The 17,116-nt window shown below is 42.0% G+C and carries 8 protein-coding genes; 1 reads left to right on the forward strand and 7 read right to left on the reverse strand.

Annotation, left to right across the window (positions count from 1 at the left end):
* Position 1 precedes the first annotated feature (1 nt).
* Positions 2-7,429 carry a non-ribosomal peptide synthetase gene (locus PQ461_RS09645; RefSeq protein WP_274303723.1) on the reverse strand — a complete coding sequence of 2,476 codons (7,428 nt, stop codon included), beginning with the start codon at positions 7,427-7,429 and terminating at the stop codon, positions 2-4.
* 284 nt (positions 7,430-7,713) lie between these two features.
* Between PQ461_RS09645 and PQ461_RS09650 the strand changes: the two genes are divergently transcribed.
* Positions 7,714-8,355 carry a 4'-phosphopantetheinyl transferase family protein gene (locus PQ461_RS09650; protein ID WP_274303725.1) on the forward strand — a complete coding sequence of 214 codons (642 nt, stop codon included), beginning with the start codon at positions 7,714-7,716 and terminating at the stop codon, positions 8,353-8,355.
* 45 nt (positions 8,356-8,400) lie between these two features.
* Here PQ461_RS09650 and PQ461_RS09655 read toward each other — a convergent pair whose 3' ends face one another.
* The 6 genes from PQ461_RS09655 to PQ461_RS09680 form a co-directional block, all read right to left on the reverse strand.
* Complete coding sequence (locus PQ461_RS09655; protein WP_274303728.1) at positions 8,401-9,264, reverse strand: glycerophosphodiester phosphodiesterase; 864 nt, start codon at positions 9,262-9,264, stop codon at positions 8,401-8,403.
* Between the two features lie 173 nt (positions 9,265-9,437).
* On the reverse strand, positions 9,438-10,619 hold the full coding sequence (locus PQ461_RS09660) for a glycoside hydrolase family 76 protein (protein WP_274303730.1): 1,182 nt from the start codon (positions 10,617-10,619) through the stop codon (positions 9,438-9,440).
* A 40-nt stretch (positions 10,620-10,659) separates the two neighbouring features.
* Positions 10,660-13,026: a GH92 family glycosyl hydrolase gene (locus tag PQ461_RS09665; protein WP_274303733.1), complete on the reverse strand. Its 2,367-nt coding sequence runs from the start codon at positions 13,024-13,026 to the stop codon at positions 10,660-10,662.
* A gap of 34 nt (positions 13,027-13,060) precedes the next feature.
* On the reverse strand, positions 13,061-14,266 hold the full coding sequence (locus tag PQ461_RS09670) for a glycoside hydrolase family 76 protein (protein ID WP_274303734.1): 1,206 nt from the start codon (positions 14,264-14,266) through the stop codon (positions 13,061-13,063).
* Positions 14,267-14,319: 53 nt separating this feature from the next.
* Positions 14,320-15,447, reverse strand: a complete 1,128-nt coding sequence (locus tag PQ461_RS09675) for a SusE domain-containing protein (RefSeq protein ID WP_274303735.1) — start codon at positions 15,445-15,447, stop codon at positions 14,320-14,322.
* Positions 15,448-15,475: 28 nt separating this feature from the next.
* The gene (locus tag PQ461_RS09680) at positions 15,476-17,104 is read right to left on the reverse strand and encodes a RagB/SusD family nutrient uptake outer membrane protein (protein ID WP_274303736.1); all 1,629 of its coding nucleotides are present in this window, start codon (positions 17,102-17,104) and stop codon (positions 15,476-15,478) included.
* Positions 17,105-17,116: the final 12 nt, after the last annotated feature.

Genomic DNA, 17,116 nt, shown 5'->3' on the forward strand with positions numbered 1-17,116 from the left:
GCTATCCCTTCGCTTGTAATTTGTTCAACAAAGATTGGCTGATCTTTACGGCTTTAAAATCACTTGGCGTAAGGGTGCCGGTTTTATTTTGCAGCACGTTTAAACAATGCTCGTTAATTGCCTTTAGGTGCGTCTCAAAATGGTTGCTTAGTAGGTCGGTTACGTTTTTACCCAGCTGCGTTTCTATAGTAAACTTCAATTTACCGCCGATTACCATACCTTCCACAAATATCAGGTTATGCTCCCTGTTTTCAATACTAATGCTTGTGCCACTATTATCATCAATTAAATTCCAGTCACTGGCTGGGCCATCAAATTGTCCCAGGTAGTTAAAGCTGATAAGCGGCAGGTGACATTGAGTAAAAGAGGTCTGTTCACATGTTGCCAATGCTCCGAAACCTATCCCTTTGTTAGGGACCTTTCGCAGGCTTTCTTTAATAAGTTGTATGCTTTCTTTCAGGGATCCTTTCAGCTCCATCTTAACGGGGAACATCGTGGTAAACCAACCCACTGTACGGCTCAGATCGATGGAAGGATCAATCTCTTCCCTTCCATGCCCTTCTAATGTTATTCCTTGTATATCTGAATGATTGATGTCTTTAAGGGCATAGGCCAGCGCAGTCAGCAGCAGGTCGTTGATTTCAGTATGGTAGGCGGCCGGTGCGTTCTGCAACAGTGAACCGGTTAATGCCTCACTTAATTCAAAGCGGCTAACGGTTGGTTTAAACAGAGGCTCCTGCTGATAAGCAGGCATGCCCTTAAGTTGGTTTTGCCAAAAGGCAGGTTCATCCGGGTGCTGCAAGGCATATTTTTTAACACAGGTTACCCATTGCCTGTAGCTGCTGCTTTTTGGCGGCAATGGTACCCCTTGATAAAGCGCTTTAAGATCATCCGCTACTATCCGCCAGCTCACACTGTCGATGACCATGTGGTGTGCCGCCATAAATATGCGGGCACTGCCATCGCTGTAACCATGCAGGTAACCGAACTGGAATAAGGGTCCATGCTCCAGGTCGAAGTTACTTTGCCAGTCAGTCAATGTCTGCTGTATTTCGGCAGCAGTGAGAGTGCTTACATTCAGCGTTTTTAAAGCAGGTACGTCAATTCTTTGCTGATAACGCTGCCTCCACTGAAGTTGGTCTGATGGCCTGCTATAAGCAATCCTGAATACATCGTGGCGGTCAATCAGCTCATGAATGATACTTTGCAAACGATAGGTATGCAGTTCTGGCACTTTTATTAAAAAGCTTTGGTTCCAATGTCCCGGTTTGGTTATTGATTCTCCAACATGCGACAGGAACCATTGCTGGATGGGCAGGAAGTCCAACTCGCCGGTCAAAATTCCCTGTTCGGCATCAATAATGGTTTCTGAGGAATTGATATGGAGATGAGCAGCCAGCTCAGCAATGGTTTTATGCTCGAAAATATCTCTCACTTTGCAAGGATACCCGGCCTGCCTGATACGGCCGGCAACCTGTATGCTTAAAATAGAATCGCCGCCCAGCCTGAAAAAGTTATCGGTGATGCTGATGTTTTCCATACCGAATATCAGCTCCCATATTTTGCATATTTCCTTTTCTGTTTCGGTAACAGGTGCCACACGTTCTGTTTCAGCAAGGTTAAAATCAGGGTCAGGCAGGGCGCGTTTATCCAGCTTGCCGTTAACCGTTAACGGGAACGACTCCATCGCTACGTATGTTGCCGGAACCATATAAGATGGAAGGAAAGATGAAATAGTTTGAATGATGCTTTCCCTGCTCAATTGGTTCAGATAGGGGATGTTGTGATAGCGGTTGTATTTGCTGTTTTCATTAAATACTGTATCCACAAAACCTGATATGAAATCATTTGCCGGTGTTTTCGAAATAATTACATCAAACCTGTACTTGCCCAGCTCATGATTAAATATCGTATCCCGTTTAATCACTTCAACTCTTATGTTTTTATGCGCTTTTTTGAATTTTGAAAAATAAGCCGGACTAATTAATAGCTCATTCACCTTAAACGCTGCACGATCAACGTCATGTCGGGAGGCTGGCATACGATTGTGATCAAGCCTTTCTTTAATTAATTCTTTATGCAGATCGTAATTTCTTATATCACCAAGAAAAATCGAGCCGTTAGCCTTCAACCTGGTAATTGCCTTTTCAACTACATCATCAAAATAATTAATATCCGGAAAGTACTGGCAAACCGAATTAATGATAATCGTATCATATAATTCACCTTCTGGCAATAAGTCGAGCTGATCTGCCTTTAAGTGATAGAAGGCAGTGTTAAAAGGTTTACCTTTAAATTGTGCCTTGTGCCTGTTAATGATTGCAAGTGAAAGATCAACCCCGACGTATTTTTTTACGTGGCTTAGCAACGGATACATCAACAGGCCGGAACCTACCCCCACCTCAAGTATACAGCCAGGGTTTAAGTTTTTAATTATTGTTAAGATGTTAGTTCGCCATTTTTCCATTTCATCCAACGGAATAGGTTCACCGGTGATATAGCTATTCCATCCTGAAAAATCAGCATCCAATATCAGCTCTTCGGTAGTTTTATCGTATTCACTGTCGTAGAGTCCTTCCCAACCAGCTAATATTTCCTTGTGATCTGTCTTATTATAATTTATGTCCGGGGTGTAATAGGCCACCAGCGTTTTGTACGTTCTTTTTTCCGATGTTCTGTTTTTAACCACCACACATGACTGGCCAATGCCCTCAATCTGGTTCAAAGCTTGTTCAATTTCGCCCAGCTCTACCCTGAATCCTTTTATCTTCACCTGGTCATCGTTGCGGCCCAGGTATTGCAGGTTGCCATCTGCAAGCCACCTAACTACATCCCCGGTCTTATATAAACGGTCATAACCTTTTTCCTTATCAGTATCTGTTGCAAAATGATTGAATGTAAAACGTTCATCGGTTAACTCCGGATTATTCAGGTATTCCCTTGATAACCCGATACCGCTGATATACAGCTCGCCTTTAACGCCCACAGGAACGGGATTCAGGCTGCTATCGAGCACATAATGCTTGAAATTACTGACAGGAATACCCAATGGGATAGATTTGTCGGGCAGATTTTCATAAGCTATTTTATAATAAGTAGTTACATCGGTACACTCTGACGGGCCGTAGCTGTTCACGAAATAGCCATTGTGCATTTTTGCTTTAACGGTTTGTAAAACACTATCAGGGATTGGCTCTCCGCCTAAAAATATGTATTCAAAAGAATAATGATCCACCTGGAAATAAAGCTCATCCAATATCAGTGAAAATGCGCTTGGCGAGCAGTTGATGCGGCTAACCGCATGATCTACAATGATATTGCAGATATTGCGTGGATCGAATGGACCGCGGCGGGGTATATAGATCGTAGCTCCGTTAATAAGTGGTGCCAGGTAGTTTTTCTGTGTAAGGTCAAAACATATTTCTGAGCAGATGATATAGGAAGAGGATGCTGTTAAATTAAACTCATCTGTATACCATGTAAGCAAGTTTACCAATGAATGATGCTCCAGCAGCGAAGCTTTTGGTTTCCCGGTAGTTCCGGAAGTGTAGATCACATAAGCGATGTCGCCGGGGCCGCAATGGCTTTCAAGATTACTTTTGTTTTCAGTGGTATAAAATGCTTCCTCCAGATCTATGTAAACTATCTTTTCAACCGGTAACTTTGAATTAAGACCAAGGTACTTCTGCGTAAGAACGATTGCGGCGCCGGTATCTTCGATCTGGAAATTAAGCCTTTCTTTAGGGTAGCATGGATCCATAGGGGCGTAGGCGCCGCCAGCTTTTAGTACCGCTAAAATTGCGATAGTCAGCTCAATGCTACGGTCAAGACATAAAGCAACAATGTTATCGGATTTCATATCCTGACCGGTGCGTAGCTTGTGCTGCACTCTGATATGCCGGGCCAGTTTATTGCTTTTTTCGTTGAGTTCTTTATAATTAACACTTCGGCCGTCATAAACTAAGGCCGTATTTCCGGGTGTTCTTTCTACTTGCTCTTCAAACAGGCGACAAATGGTTTTTTCTTTGGCATAAGTTTTTTCCGTTGCGTTCCATTTATGAATAATGCGATCATATTCTTCCGGAAGAAGCAGGTTAACCTGGCTGTAGATATTATCGGGAGCACTCACCAATTGATCTAACAGATAAATATAGTGTTCGGTGAGCCTTACAATGGTGTCTTTATGAAATAGGCTGGTAGCATAGCTGATCAATCCACCAAGTTCTTCTTTGCCGTCATCAATAAATACTGATATATCAAACTTCTCTACCTCATAAACATCTGCCGCATGATGCGGATTAATATATTTTTTTAAATGCCTTGATGCTTTATTCTGATTACCAAAATTTTGCGCCACGAAAACCACCTGAAAGATCGGGTGCCTTGAGGGGTCTCTTTCAACACCCATCTCGTCAACCAGCCTGATAAAAGGCAGATCCTGGTAGGTTTGTCCTTCAACTTGTTGCCGGTTTACATCTTGAACCAGTTGTGCAAAGGTTTGCCCGGCATGCAAGAGGGTGCGGTTTACCTGCATGTTAACAAAGAAACCGATCATATCTTCGGTTTGCCGGTGATGCCTGTTGGCAATAGGGCTGCCCATAACAATGTCATCCTGCCCGGTATATTTACCCAACAGCACGTTCATAGCACTCAGCAAAATAGTATTTAGCGTTACACCATAATGCCGCGCCAGCATCCTTGCCTTATTGCTCAACTGTTTTTTTATCGTAAAGGAATAATGGGCGCCATTATAACTGATGTTTTGCGGCCTTGGATAGTCCGTTGATAGTTCAAGTGTTTGATACCCGCACAACTTCTCCTTCCAGTAATCCATTTGCCTTTTCAGTACCTCGCCTTTGAGATAGTTTCGTTGCCAGGCCGCATAATCTTTATATTGTATCTCTAATGGCGGCAGGTTGAAACCGGCATCGTTATTAATATAAGCTTCGTAATAGGCTGCCAGCTCCTTCTGAAATATATTTTCTGACCAACCGTCGCTGGCCATGTGATGGATATTTACCATCAGGAATATTTTGCGTTGTGCAGGTTCGCCGTCTTGAGATTGAATAATATAGAATTTTGCTTTTATAGGATATTCCTTGGTTAGCTCAAAGGGGCGGTTTATCTCATCTTTTATCAACTGCTCGTAGTCCCGGCCATCGGTAACCAGTATCTCTTCAATTGGTAATGGTTCATTTCTAACTTCCTGGGTGGCTTGCCCGTCGGGAGATTGTTTAATAATAGTCCTCAATATTTCATGCCGGGCCACCACTTGCTGTAAGGCATATTTTAAGCCGTCAATGTCGTCTGGGCTTTGCAATTCATAAACATCGGGCATATGGTAGGCATTGGTACCCTGTTCATATTGCTCAATAAACCATAAACGCTCCTGTGCGTATGATAGTTCGCCGGTATTTCCGTGTGATACGGGTATTGTAATTTCGCACTGTTTATCCAATTGCGGGATTAATTGTGCTATGGTGCGGTATTTAAATATATCTGCAACTTTTATATCTTGACCTGTTACCTTACTCATTCGGTGCGAAACCAATATGGCGAGGATAGAGTTGCCGCCCAATTTGAAGAAATCGTCGGTAATACCCACTTTTTCCACACCGAGTGTTTCCTGCCATATCTTGGAAAGTTCAGCTTCTGTTGCAGTGTTTGGTGCTTCATAATTATCAGGCAGGGCACTAAAGTCAGGATCAGGTAACGCACGCCTGTCTAACTTACCATTAGCATTGGTAGGGAATGCTTCTAACGGTACCAATGCCACCGGTATCATATAAACAGGAAGAGTTTTAGAGATAGTTTGTAAAACATATAGTGCAGACGGTCCATTTTGGGGGTTCTCCACTACATAATAACCTACCAGATATTTGCTGGTATTTGTACCGGTTTGTCGTTCTTTAACAACGACGCAGCTTTGTTTTACGCCCTCAACGGCCGAAATAGCATATTCAATTTCGCCGGGCTCTATTCGGTAGCCGTGGATTTTTACCTGGTCGTCTATCCTGCCGAGATATTCAATATTACCATCTGGCAGCCAGCGTACCTGATCGCCGGTACGGTACATGCGCGTGTATCCTAACTCTATATCACTGACGGATGGAAAAGGGTTCGGGATAAAACGCTCGTCAGTTAGTTCGGGCCGTTTAAGGTATCCCCTGGCCAGCCCCGAGCCGCTTACGTACAATTCGCCGGCTACACCAATATCAACAGGCTGTCTGTTATCATCAAGGATATATGATTTACAATCGTAAACATTTTTTCCTATACACGATTTAGCCTTTAAAAGTGGCGGATTGTTGAGATCAATCTTATAAATATGAGTGTCATTCGTACTTTCTGTAGGGCCATAAGCATTAAATATTTCGCAGTTAAAGTTAAAGCGGCTTAATTTATCAAAATCAAGCTTATCTCCGCCAGATACCAATATTTTTATGATGTTAAACAGCGATGTATCAACCTCCATGATCTCATACAAAAGCTGAGGCGGCATGTTGACTTTGGTAACCTGGTGATTTCTGATAGCTTCGATAAATGAAGGCAGATCAAAAAGCCCCGGCCTGTAAATCACCATTTTACCACCATGAAGGATAGGGACAAGGTATTCCTCTATAGAACCGTCGAAGGCATAACTGCGGTAAAATATACTCACCAATTTATCGTCAGAGTAGTAAACGTCTTGGTAAAAATTGGCTTTGCTTAGGATGCTCCTGTGTTCTATCATTACCCCTTTAGGCTTGCCCGTGGTGCCAGAGGTGTAAATTACATACACCAGGTCGGTTGCTTTGGTGTATTGAGGCAAATTGGAGGCTTCTTGATGTTTATACAGATCTTCATCCATATCTATATAAACTGCCTTATCAGCAAGTATAGTAGTTTCTAAGCGCCTTTGTGTAAGAGCGAGTTGTGCACCTGAATCTTCCAGCATGTAGCTGATCCGTTCCAACGGATAACTGGTATCTATCGGCACATAGGCTCCGCCTGCTTTTAAAGTAGCTAATATTCCGATTACGGTCTCAGGACTCCGTTCCAAAAACAAAGCAACAAGGGTATCTCTGGTTAGCTCGTGTCCTGTTCTTTGTTTATATTGTGTACGTATGTGCCTGGCAAGCTGATTACTCCGCTCGTTAAGCTCTCGGTAAGTAAACGTTACATCCTGGTAAATAATGGCTATGGAGTAGGGCGTGCGAGCTGCCTGGGCTTCAAACATAGCGTGAACGGTTGTGTCCCTCGGATAATCTTTATCCGTCAGGTTCCATTCATAAATTATACGGTGGTATGTTTCAGGGGATAGGATAGGACTGCTTTCTGCAATTACATCTTCGTTCTGAAGGCCCTGAACAATCAACTTGCCAGGATCATTTACAGGTGGTAGAAAAATTTCAGAAACGGGTTCAGGGTCAATAGATGACTGTTCCATTTTGTAATAAGGTTTTAGGTTTAAATAGCCTGGTTGGCCAGGTTGGAGGTTTATCAAAAATAATTAAGTTTTTGTATTAAACAAATTTTGCAAGGCTATTTTCGTAATAACTAAGTATTAGTATCGATGGTTAAATGATGATGGGGGCTTAGTGATGTATTTACCAGGTTATTAAATAGGCTTTACTTAAAGTGAGAGTTTTATTTTAGCACAATTATCACCTAAATATTTCCAGAAATCATTTTTATAATATTTCAATTTATTGAAATATTATAAATTGGGGCATGACCAGTGTATACTACTATCACTTGAAGGAATTTCCGGATGACCAGTTCAACGATTATCTTGAACTTTTGCCGCCTTCATATTGGCCATATATTTTAAAGTATCGGGACTTTAAAGATAAAAAGAGAAAATTGCTTGCCCGGCTCATGGTTCTTTATGCACTTAGAATGGATCATGCCGAACATCTTATTAATAAATGGACTGTTAGTAGTTTGGGAAAACCGCACATTCCAGGCTGGAAAAATTTTTGCATATCGCATTCAGGAAATTGGGTTATACTGATCTGTAGTAATAATTTGATAGGTATTGATGTTGAAGTGGTTGATATAAAGCTTTACACCGATATTGTTGTTTTACTACATAAAGATGAACAAGAATATATCAATAATGCCGAAGATAAAGCTACGGCATTTTGTAAAATTTGGACCAGAAAAGAAGCTGTGCTGAAAGCCATCGGAACCGGGCTTATCGATCAGCTTGATGTATTTAGTTGCGTACAACAAGAAGTAACATACCAGGAAAAGGCATGGTACTTTAGCAATATCAAGTTAGATGCTGAACATATATGTACCGCGTGTACAGAAACAAAAGAACCGAAATTTGAAATCAGTTTGTTGAATTCAAAAGATATAGCAAGTTAAGAAGAGTAAACACTCATTAAATTTTGACTTAGCTTACTAAGCATATCACAGCCTGTCAGGGTAATCAGAGATGATGCCATCAACGCCAATTGCTTTCATGTTGGCTATGTCGTTAGGATTATTTACCGTCCAGGGTAAAACTTTTATACCCATAGCATGGCACTCGTCAACTACCTGCTTATCCAGCATTCTAAACTCGGGGCTGTAAATGGTCGGTTTAAAACTCAGGCTCGAAAGGTTCTCTTTCAGGCTTTTTTTATTGCCTACCAGCCAGGCGGTTTGTACATCCGGATATTGTTTGTGAACAATCTCAAGGGTACGCGGGTCAAAAGATTGAATAATTACCCGGTTCAATATCCCTTTTTTATTCAGCAATGCCATCAGCAGGTCAACAAACTCCTGCGGAGCTGGATGCTCAACGTTGTCGCCCCGTGGCGATGTTTTGGTTTCAATATTATAGTGTGGTGGCTTAGCACCTTTTTGTTTAGCATGATTTTCTACGCTGTCAATCAGTTCACTAAGTAAGGGTATGTGTTCTTTTACTTTTTTTTGTTGTGGAAAAAGCGGGTAAAATTTACTTCCTACATCAAAACGCTTTATTTCTTCATAAGGCATAGCGTACAGACGTAATGATTGAGCTTCCTGAGTAGTTATCGTGTCACCGTTCTCCTTTAAAGTAAACTTGGGGTTGATAAACTGATCATGTGATACAATGGGCAGCTTCTCTTTGCTGAATGATATGTCCATCTCGAGCGTAACGCCAAGATCAACCGCGTTTTTCATAGAGGAAATGGTGTTTTCCGGCATAAGTCCTCTGCCACCCCGGTGTCCCTGTTTATCAAAGGTTTCTTGCGCATGGGTAAGGGTAACACTCATTATAACAAAGCTAAGCATTACAATAATTCTCATTAGTCTCATAAGCTTGTAAAGCTTCAAATATAGTTGCTGATTGCTACCAGTAACTATATTTGAGTTTGTTTTTATGTTAAGAATTAGTGCTTTAGAAATTAAGGATCATGAATATGATTTATTAAAAATTAAACTGTCTGCTGATTATTAAGCAATAATAATTAACTCAATTGTTAATTCAATAAACTTAAACGGGCATATAGTTCTGCAATGCAAGCTTCATCTAAAAGCCATTTGTATTTTCTTAACTCTTTTTGATCGGGCAGCCAGCTATGGGTAATTAGTCCTGATTTGTCCTTTGAATTATTCCAGGCAAAGTTTAAATCATGTTCAATGGCATTGATATACTTTTTGTTACCGTCAATTTTGTACAAGGCTTCGTAACCTCTGAATAATACGGTAATAAACCAGGGCAGGTCAATTGATAGCGTTAACCGCTGATCATGCTTTACATTTTTAAAATACTGATAACTGGCTTCTGCCAGTTGCTGTGCCTGAAGTAAGTATTGACGATCCCCGGTAAATTTATAAAGCAGCACAGCCGCCTCAATTAATGAGCCTGTATTGTAAGAGTAAAAGGTAGAGTTTCTATCCCCGTTTCTTTTAACGTCATTGATGATGATCCCCGTAGCATTATCTAACAGGTGGCTGTACATCCAGTTATAAAATCTTTTGCCTTGCTCCAGGTAAAACTTGTCATGGCTTCCCTGATATATTTTTAAGGCAGTTAACGTTGCCATTCCATTGCTACAGGCCGGTTTTTGGTCGAGATGCCCTTCCAGCCAGGTAACACCGCCTCCGGCATCATCATTCCACCCGCTTTTAATAAAATTGAATACAACTTTGGCGTGCTGTAAATACAGAGGATTGTGAGTATTGAAATAGCTTTCCATGTAGTCTATACCAACTAAGCCATTGTCGTCATAATAGCGGTCTGCTTTTTCAAATTTTACCGGGTATGCTTGATAGCCCACGGGTTTTCTACTCGCATCTTTGTATTGTTCAACACCAGTAATCAAGCTGTCCAGAAATGGTTTAAACTTGCTTTTATATGCGGTTGTCCGCATAAGCACATTTGTGGCTGACCACATCCCGGAAAACGGCCATAAAAAGCTTACTTTTTTTTCTTTTACCGCTTCGCCCTGAAAATAGTTGAGCGAATCATTTTTCCCCGATGGGTAGTTTTCAGAAAACAAACCTTTTTCGGAATACACCCTGTATTTATTCCATACGTTCCGGTACATGGAATCAGCACGCTGACGATAGCTTACACCCAGCTTATTTTGAGCAAAAGAAGCTGAAGTAAAAATGATCAGTAGTATAGTTGCCCTAACAGCCAGTAAAGTGATTCTCATATGGAATTTAAAAACAGGTTCTTAATTTTTAAGTGCTTAACTATTGTGCAGATGGGGGAGGAGTATGGGTTCCCCAGTTTTTATTAGGTTGGCTGCTCATAACAAATCTTAAAATGCCGCCCTTCATTAAATCGGCACGGTAAAACCAGCAATTGTCAAGCTTTTTACCGTTAAAAGTTGCCGATTGAACGTAAACGTTTTGTGCGCTATTGTTTTGCGTTTCAATGGTTAGTTTTTTTCCTGTGCCTAATTGAATGACAGCTTTTTTAAATAAGGGGCTGCCAATCTCTATTACTGGCCGCAAGTCGGTAAAACCTTTCACATCAAAAAGGCCCAATGCATTTAATACATACCATGACCCTAATTGCCCTTGGTCTTCATCCTGCCCATAACCATAGCCATGTATTGGTTCTATACCGTAAAACTCTTCTCCAATCATCCTTGTCCATTTTTGGGTAAGCCATGGGCGGCCAGAAAAATTGAAAAGCCAGCTGATGTGTAAATTAGGCTGATTACCGTGATTATAAATAGAATTTATCCCTGCAAATGCATCAATGGTTTTACCGCCACCAAATCCCTGAGCTTCTGAAACGGTAAAAATGCTGTCTAATCTTTTATTGAAGTTTTCCTTTCCAATAGCATCAATCAAGCCACCTGGGTTTTGCGGAACATAAAAAGAATACTGAACGGCATTGCCTTCCTGAAAACCGCGCCAAGCCTGGTACGGGTCAAAGTTTTCAATGAAGTTTCCATTTGCCCTTTTAGGTTGCATCAGTTTGTTGTGCGGATTAAACAGGTATCTCCACCCGTTAGATAGTTTGATCAATTCCTGATAATCGTTGCTTTTTCCTAAAGCTTTTGCCATTTGTGCAGCTGCAAAAGCGCTGTAGCTATACTCCAGCGTATGAGAGCCTGCAAAATTAGAGCCGGTAGAATCGGTTACAAAGTCACGCCCGGTCTGATCAAAGAATGGCACATAACCATATTTAACAAAAGCTTTAGTATCTAATTTACCAGATCCGACAGGCCTGTTCTTATAATTAAGTTCATTCGCTTTTACGGCCTTGTAAGCAAGATTCACATCGTAGTTTCTGATGCCTGTTTGATAAGCGGCCGCAATAGCTAACCCCACGAAGTTCGTTCCCACGCCTGATACATATTCACTATTGGCAATACCGTCGCCGAACCAGCCTTTGTCTTTATAAAGTTGTAGCTGCGTATTTACAAAGCTGCCGTACCATTGCGGATAACTTAAAGACCATAGTTGAGTGATGTTCCAAAAGCCACCCCATATCGCATCCGTATTCAAAAATTCAGGTTTAAGCTGTCCGGGTTTTACTGCCGGCAATTTTCCGGTTTGCCCGGCATGCATAGGGTAGTTGCCATTCACATCGCTTGCAATACCGCGTCCTAATAAGGCATGGAAAAGCCCGGTATAAAATTTTGTTTTATTGTTTATATCGGCATCCTCAACTGTGATTTTTCCTAACTCCTGCCTCCATGTGGTTTGAGCCAGCATTTTAGCCTTTTCAAAGCTTAACTTGCCTGCCTCTGCCATGAAGTTGTTACGTGCATTTTTGATGGAGGTATAAGACAAACCGGTTTTTACTTCAATTTTCTCATTGGCTGATGTGATAAAGTTTAATGCTAAACCTGCGCCTTTTCCCTTTGCAATACGTTGATTTGGTTTGATGCGCTCCGCTGTAAAAGCAGTAATACTCTTGGGCTTTTTACTGATCTCTCCGTAAAAATACATGGCCACCTTGCCCGATGGGTCATAGATTTTTACATACTTGGGATAAGTATTTATAAAGCCTTCAAAATGAGTATCGTCAATCATTCTGATACTGGCATCTGTTACAATGTCGCTTTCGCCTTGTTTGTTGCCAACGTCAAGAATAACATGCGCTTCGTTACTTTTAGGAAACGTGTACCGCTGAAAACCTACCCGTTTTGTTGCAGTAAGTTCTGCAGTTATTTTATAATCATCTAATAAAACTTTATAATAGCCCGGCTGCGCTATCTGGTTTTTACGGTCAAAGCCCGAGCGATAACCGGGTGTTTTTCTCTCTAGATCGCCAGGCTGGGTAATCAGCTTGCCTGTTGTCGGCATGTAACTTAAGCCACCTACCTGCCATTCGTGAAAATGAACGAAGCCTTCTATCGAGTTTTGACGGGTATCATAACCAACAGCTTCCCAACCCGATGCATTGCCATAATGCCCGTTTGTAGAAGGAGCCAGCTTAGCCATGCCGTAAGGAACAGCAGCAGGCGTATAGAAAAACCAGCGGCTATGTGCTGTGCCGATATTAGGATCTACATAAGATAAGATATCCTGTGCCGCTGCACTTTTAATTATAGCAGAAGTGAACAGAAGCGCTAAAGCAGTTTTTTTTAAGTGATTCATTAAATGCGATGTTTATGCAGTTAAGTGCTGATGTTTATTTGTATTTGGATAGCAGTACTTGTAAGCGTTGCATCCAGGCCTGGTCTACGCCTTCTAAATTAGTATATCGCCCGGCGCCGTCCAGTCCGGCATATTGGTAATAACCATTTAGCGCAGTGTTTTTTAACACCACGTTTATTGCATCAATATTTCCTTTTGCGTAATTCAGCCATGTGGTGTTATTGTCCGATTCATATAATTTAATCATGGCCTGGGTTGCCCAACCGCTGTAGCAGGGATTGATACGTATGTCATTGGTGTTAAAAATGAAAACGTTATGTGTTTTGTCCCACAGTGTTCTGATCATAGCATTTCCTAATGCCTGTGCTTTGGTGTTATAAGTAGCGTCCTGCATGGCATCTGCATACAGTAACTCAGCTTCTATCATAATGGCGTTATCGTACGTAAATTTGTAAGTATCCTTAGTGCCATTCTTCTCAATCTGCCAGATATATAAGCCCGTGCTGCTGTCATACATCTGTGCATTAAGCCAGTTGTTTACAGATATAGCCCAGTTTTTATAATCAGTGATGCCTGTAATTTTGTAAAGCCTGCAAAACAGCTGGAGCGCAAGTGCATTTGATTGCGTTGGTTTAACAGTTTTATCAGTAGACCACCAAAAGCCTCCACCAAAATCATTATCCCACTGCCCACTGTTTATCAACCATTGCGCACAAGCTTGTGCCGCCTGCAGGTATGCGTCTTTATCCGCACTATCGCTTACATCATAAGCGGCCAAAAATGCCATGCCGGTAAGGGCGTTATCATCTACATATTTGCCACCGTTTGCATTACTTCCATCCAGTGATGCTGCTGCAAAAAGGCCACCGCTAACGCTGTTTTTATCTATCAGTTTATTAAGCCACTGCAATGTGTTTTTCATGTAAGGCTTATAGGAGGCATCGCCGTTTTGTACCATAGCCGCATCGGCGTATAACTGGCTGGCTACATACCATTCAAAAGCGCTGTTGGTATTTGTTGTTGTATTTACCCGGTAGCTTCCATAGGGCGTAGCATAGCCCGACAAAATATAACTATGCGTTGCCTTTGCATTAGTCAAATAAACCGACTCTGTTGGCTGAGTGGGTGGGGGATTGCCCGGATTGTTATTGCCGCCGCCACTGTCAGGGTTAACATTCGATTTACCGCATGATGCCAGCAGCATAATAGCAGCTATTCCACAACATAAATTGTTTTTCATAATCGGAACAAAAATTACCAGCAGGCATGCCTGCTGGTAGCTTAATGGGTTAATTAATTAACTGCGGTAGCCGTATGTGAGTATGGTGCTGATGCAGTAAAATATACATCTACCTTAGCGTTATGCGTATCTATCGAGGGATCAAACTTGTAGGTATTGTCCCACTGTGCATTGCCTACAGGTGTTAAATAAAAGTAACTGGCAGGCTGCCCGGCCGGCGCAGAATTATTTACGTTTGAGCTACCCAGGTATTCAACACCGTTAGAAGTGTGCAACACAAACTTATACCGTTCGTCCCGCCCCCATGAAAACTGGTAGAACGTTACCGGGATTTTCGGATTTTCCCAGGTGCTGTTACCCATATAACTCAGTTGCCCGATCTCTGAATTGTAAGCCGACATGAAAAGCCCAAGCGACTGAATGCCTACAACACTACTGGTAGCCACATTAAAGTTAAGCCTTATCCTGTATGCAGATTTAGCCGCCGTTATAGTAGTAGTTCCGGCACCTTGTTGTATGATGCCTTTATCATCTAAATAATATTTGGTACCTGTGCTGCTAGCTTTATCTGTAAGCTGATACGTGCCCGGTTGCAAAGAAGTATAAAGCTCAAATACACCCGGTGTGATTTGTTTAAATGCCAGCGATTTTGAAATGTCGGCTGCTCCGGCTTCTGTAGCGGTTCCGGTTAAATATAAAGTTGTAGGTGGTATCGCAAATCCTGCAGGCCTTGTAACCTGTATGGTATTTGCAGATTGGCTTAACTGAACATTTGTTGCTTTTGATGCCATAACCGTCCACTTTATTGCACCAGTGCTGGATGATGCAACGCCAGCTAAAGAAGCAATTTTGTTAAGCGTATCGGCAGGGATGGTAGCCTGTGTCTGTACACCAGAGCCATCTGAAAGTATGCGATAAACAGGTTTGCTAAAATCGCCGCTTGCTTTGTCAAAGGCAACTTCATATAAAATTAAACCACCATCGGCTGCGGTGGCAGCGCTCCATTTAAATGTCAAGCCTGCTCCGCCCGGTTCAAGGTTAAGGCTGGTGGCATTGGCTGGTGCTAATAAAGTACTTACTGCACTTACATTCATATCTAATGCCCGCTGGTCTTTTTTACAAGAGGATATCATGAGCAGCATTAGTAACCCTAATGCTGCTGTTCCAAAATTTTTTTTCATAATCAATCAGGTAATAATTGGTGATTTATTAATAGCCGGGATTTTGAGTTAGTTTTGGGTCTAAGCTGAGATCACCGGATGGTATTGCCCACAAGTAGTCGCGGTTTGGATCAAACCTGCGCTGCTGCACACGGATATAGCCATTGTCTGTAGCGGGGTCCGAAGAGAATTTGGCACCATGTACATAACCATTTAACACATTTTCGGCAATTTTCCACCTGCGGATGTCATCTATCCTTAATCCCTCTAAAGCTAATTCCACGCGGCGTTCGCGACGGATAACATTCGTTAAATCCCCACCTGGGAAATTTAAAGCAGCCTGATCGCTGAAGCCTGCACGTGCACGAAGCGCTCCGATGGTCTTATTCCAAACTGTTGCATCCATTTGGCCCAAGCTGTTTTTAGCTTCGGCATAATCTAATAAGATTTCAGCATAGCGGAACAAATGAAGGTTATTGCCTGACACAAAGTTTGCTAACGCTGATGGGTCAAAATATTTTCTCCAATAATAACCGGTAGGAGATGAGCTTTGACGTCCGGATGAGTATTCATCAGGTCCCGGGCGGGTTGGGTCGCTGCCTGGTTTGATATAAATTATTTTGCTGGTACCATTAACACCGCCGCCATTATTCCAGTTATAACGGTCATAAACGATAGTTGCTGTTAATCTTGGATCGCGGTTAACATAAGGGTTGGTTTCATCATAGCCGGAAGCAGGGTCTGTAATGGTCTTGCCATTCAGCATAACATAATCATTTACCAGTTCCTGGGTTGGAGCCTGTGCATTCACCCTTCCGCCAACACTGTTAGGTGCAAAATCCCAATAGTCGCTCCAGGTACGGGTCGTTGCCGGGACATATTGCAGTGATAAAATCGTTTCCGGGTTATTCTTATTAGTAGCCGGATCGCTAAACAAGTTACTGTAATTCGGGTTTAATGAATAAGTGCCGTTTGCGCCGCTCATCAAACTTTCGCACACGGTAACTACATCAGCCATTCTATTGCCTTGGTAAAGTAGTACCCGGGCTTTTAAGGCCAGTACTGCACCTTTGGTTATCCTGCCGTTTTCAGCGGCAGGCAATTGGTCTTTTGATGGTAATGGAGGAAGAATTGCATCAAGCTCGCCCAAAATAAAATTAACGACATCTGCCTTAGGTGTGCGGGCAATGTTTTTTGCTTCTTCTTGTGAAATGTCATTATTTACCAGAGGGACATCGCCATACCATTTGGTAAGGTTAAAGTCTTCAAAAGCCCTGATAAAACGAACTTCTGCCTTTAAACGTGCAAGGTTAGTTGCACCAAGCGTTGTGTTTTTATCTACATTGGCTAAAAACTGGTTACAGGATTTTATAGTAGAATAGTAGTAAGCCCAGTCGCCTGCAAACTTAGGTGTTTGTGCGTTTGCGGTACCGCTGGCAATTTGTATCGCATCGGCATTGGTTTGCGAATAAGCATTATCAGACAAAGCCTCAGCATTAAAGTATAATCCACTGTTATACATCAGGCTGTAGTTGTTATTTAATGCATTATAAACGTTGGCATCGGTGTTCCAGAAGTTAAGCTCTGAATAAGCATCCGTAGGCGCAATATCTAATTTGCGGCATCCGGCAATTAATACCAGCGCAGCAATGGAGAATGATTTATATAATGTTTTCATGTCCTTCTAAAT

This window comes from Mucilaginibacter sp. KACC 22063, from assembly GCF_028736115.1.
Taxonomy (GTDB): Bacteria; Bacteroidota; Bacteroidia; order Sphingobacteriales; family Sphingobacteriaceae; genus Mucilaginibacter.

What these genes read in the sequence shown, in the direction of transcription:
- PQ461_RS09675 (WP_274303735.1), bottom strand. Translation starts at nt 15,447, where the DNA reads ATGAAAAAAAATTTTGGAACAGCAGCATTAGGGTTACTAATGCTGCTC.
- PQ461_RS09655 (WP_274303728.1), bottom strand. Translation starts at nt 9,264, where the DNA reads ATGAGAATTATTGTAATGCTTAGCTTTGTTATAATGAGTGTTACCCTT.
- PQ461_RS09680 (WP_274303736.1), bottom strand. Translation starts at nt 17,104, where the DNA reads ATGAAAACATTATATAAATCATTCTCCATTGCTGCGCTGGTATTAATT.
- PQ461_RS09645 (WP_274303723.1), bottom strand. Translation starts at nt 7,429, where the DNA reads ATGGAACAGTCATCTATTGACCCTGAACCCGTTTCTGAAATTTTTCTA.
- PQ461_RS09665 (WP_274303733.1), bottom strand. Translation starts at nt 13,026, where the DNA reads ATGAATCACTTAAAAAAAACTGCTTTAGCGCTTCTGTTCACTTCTGCT.
- PQ461_RS09650 (WP_274303725.1), top strand. Translation starts at nt 7,714, where the DNA reads ATGACCAGTGTATACTACTATCACTTGAAGGAATTTCCGGATGACCAG.
- PQ461_RS09660 (WP_274303730.1), bottom strand. Translation starts at nt 10,619, where the DNA reads ATGAGAATCACTTTACTGGCTGTTAGGGCAACTATACTACTGATCATT.
- PQ461_RS09670 (WP_274303734.1), bottom strand. Translation starts at nt 14,266, where the DNA reads ATGAAAAACAATTTATGTTGTGGAATAGCTGCTATTATGCTGCTGGCA.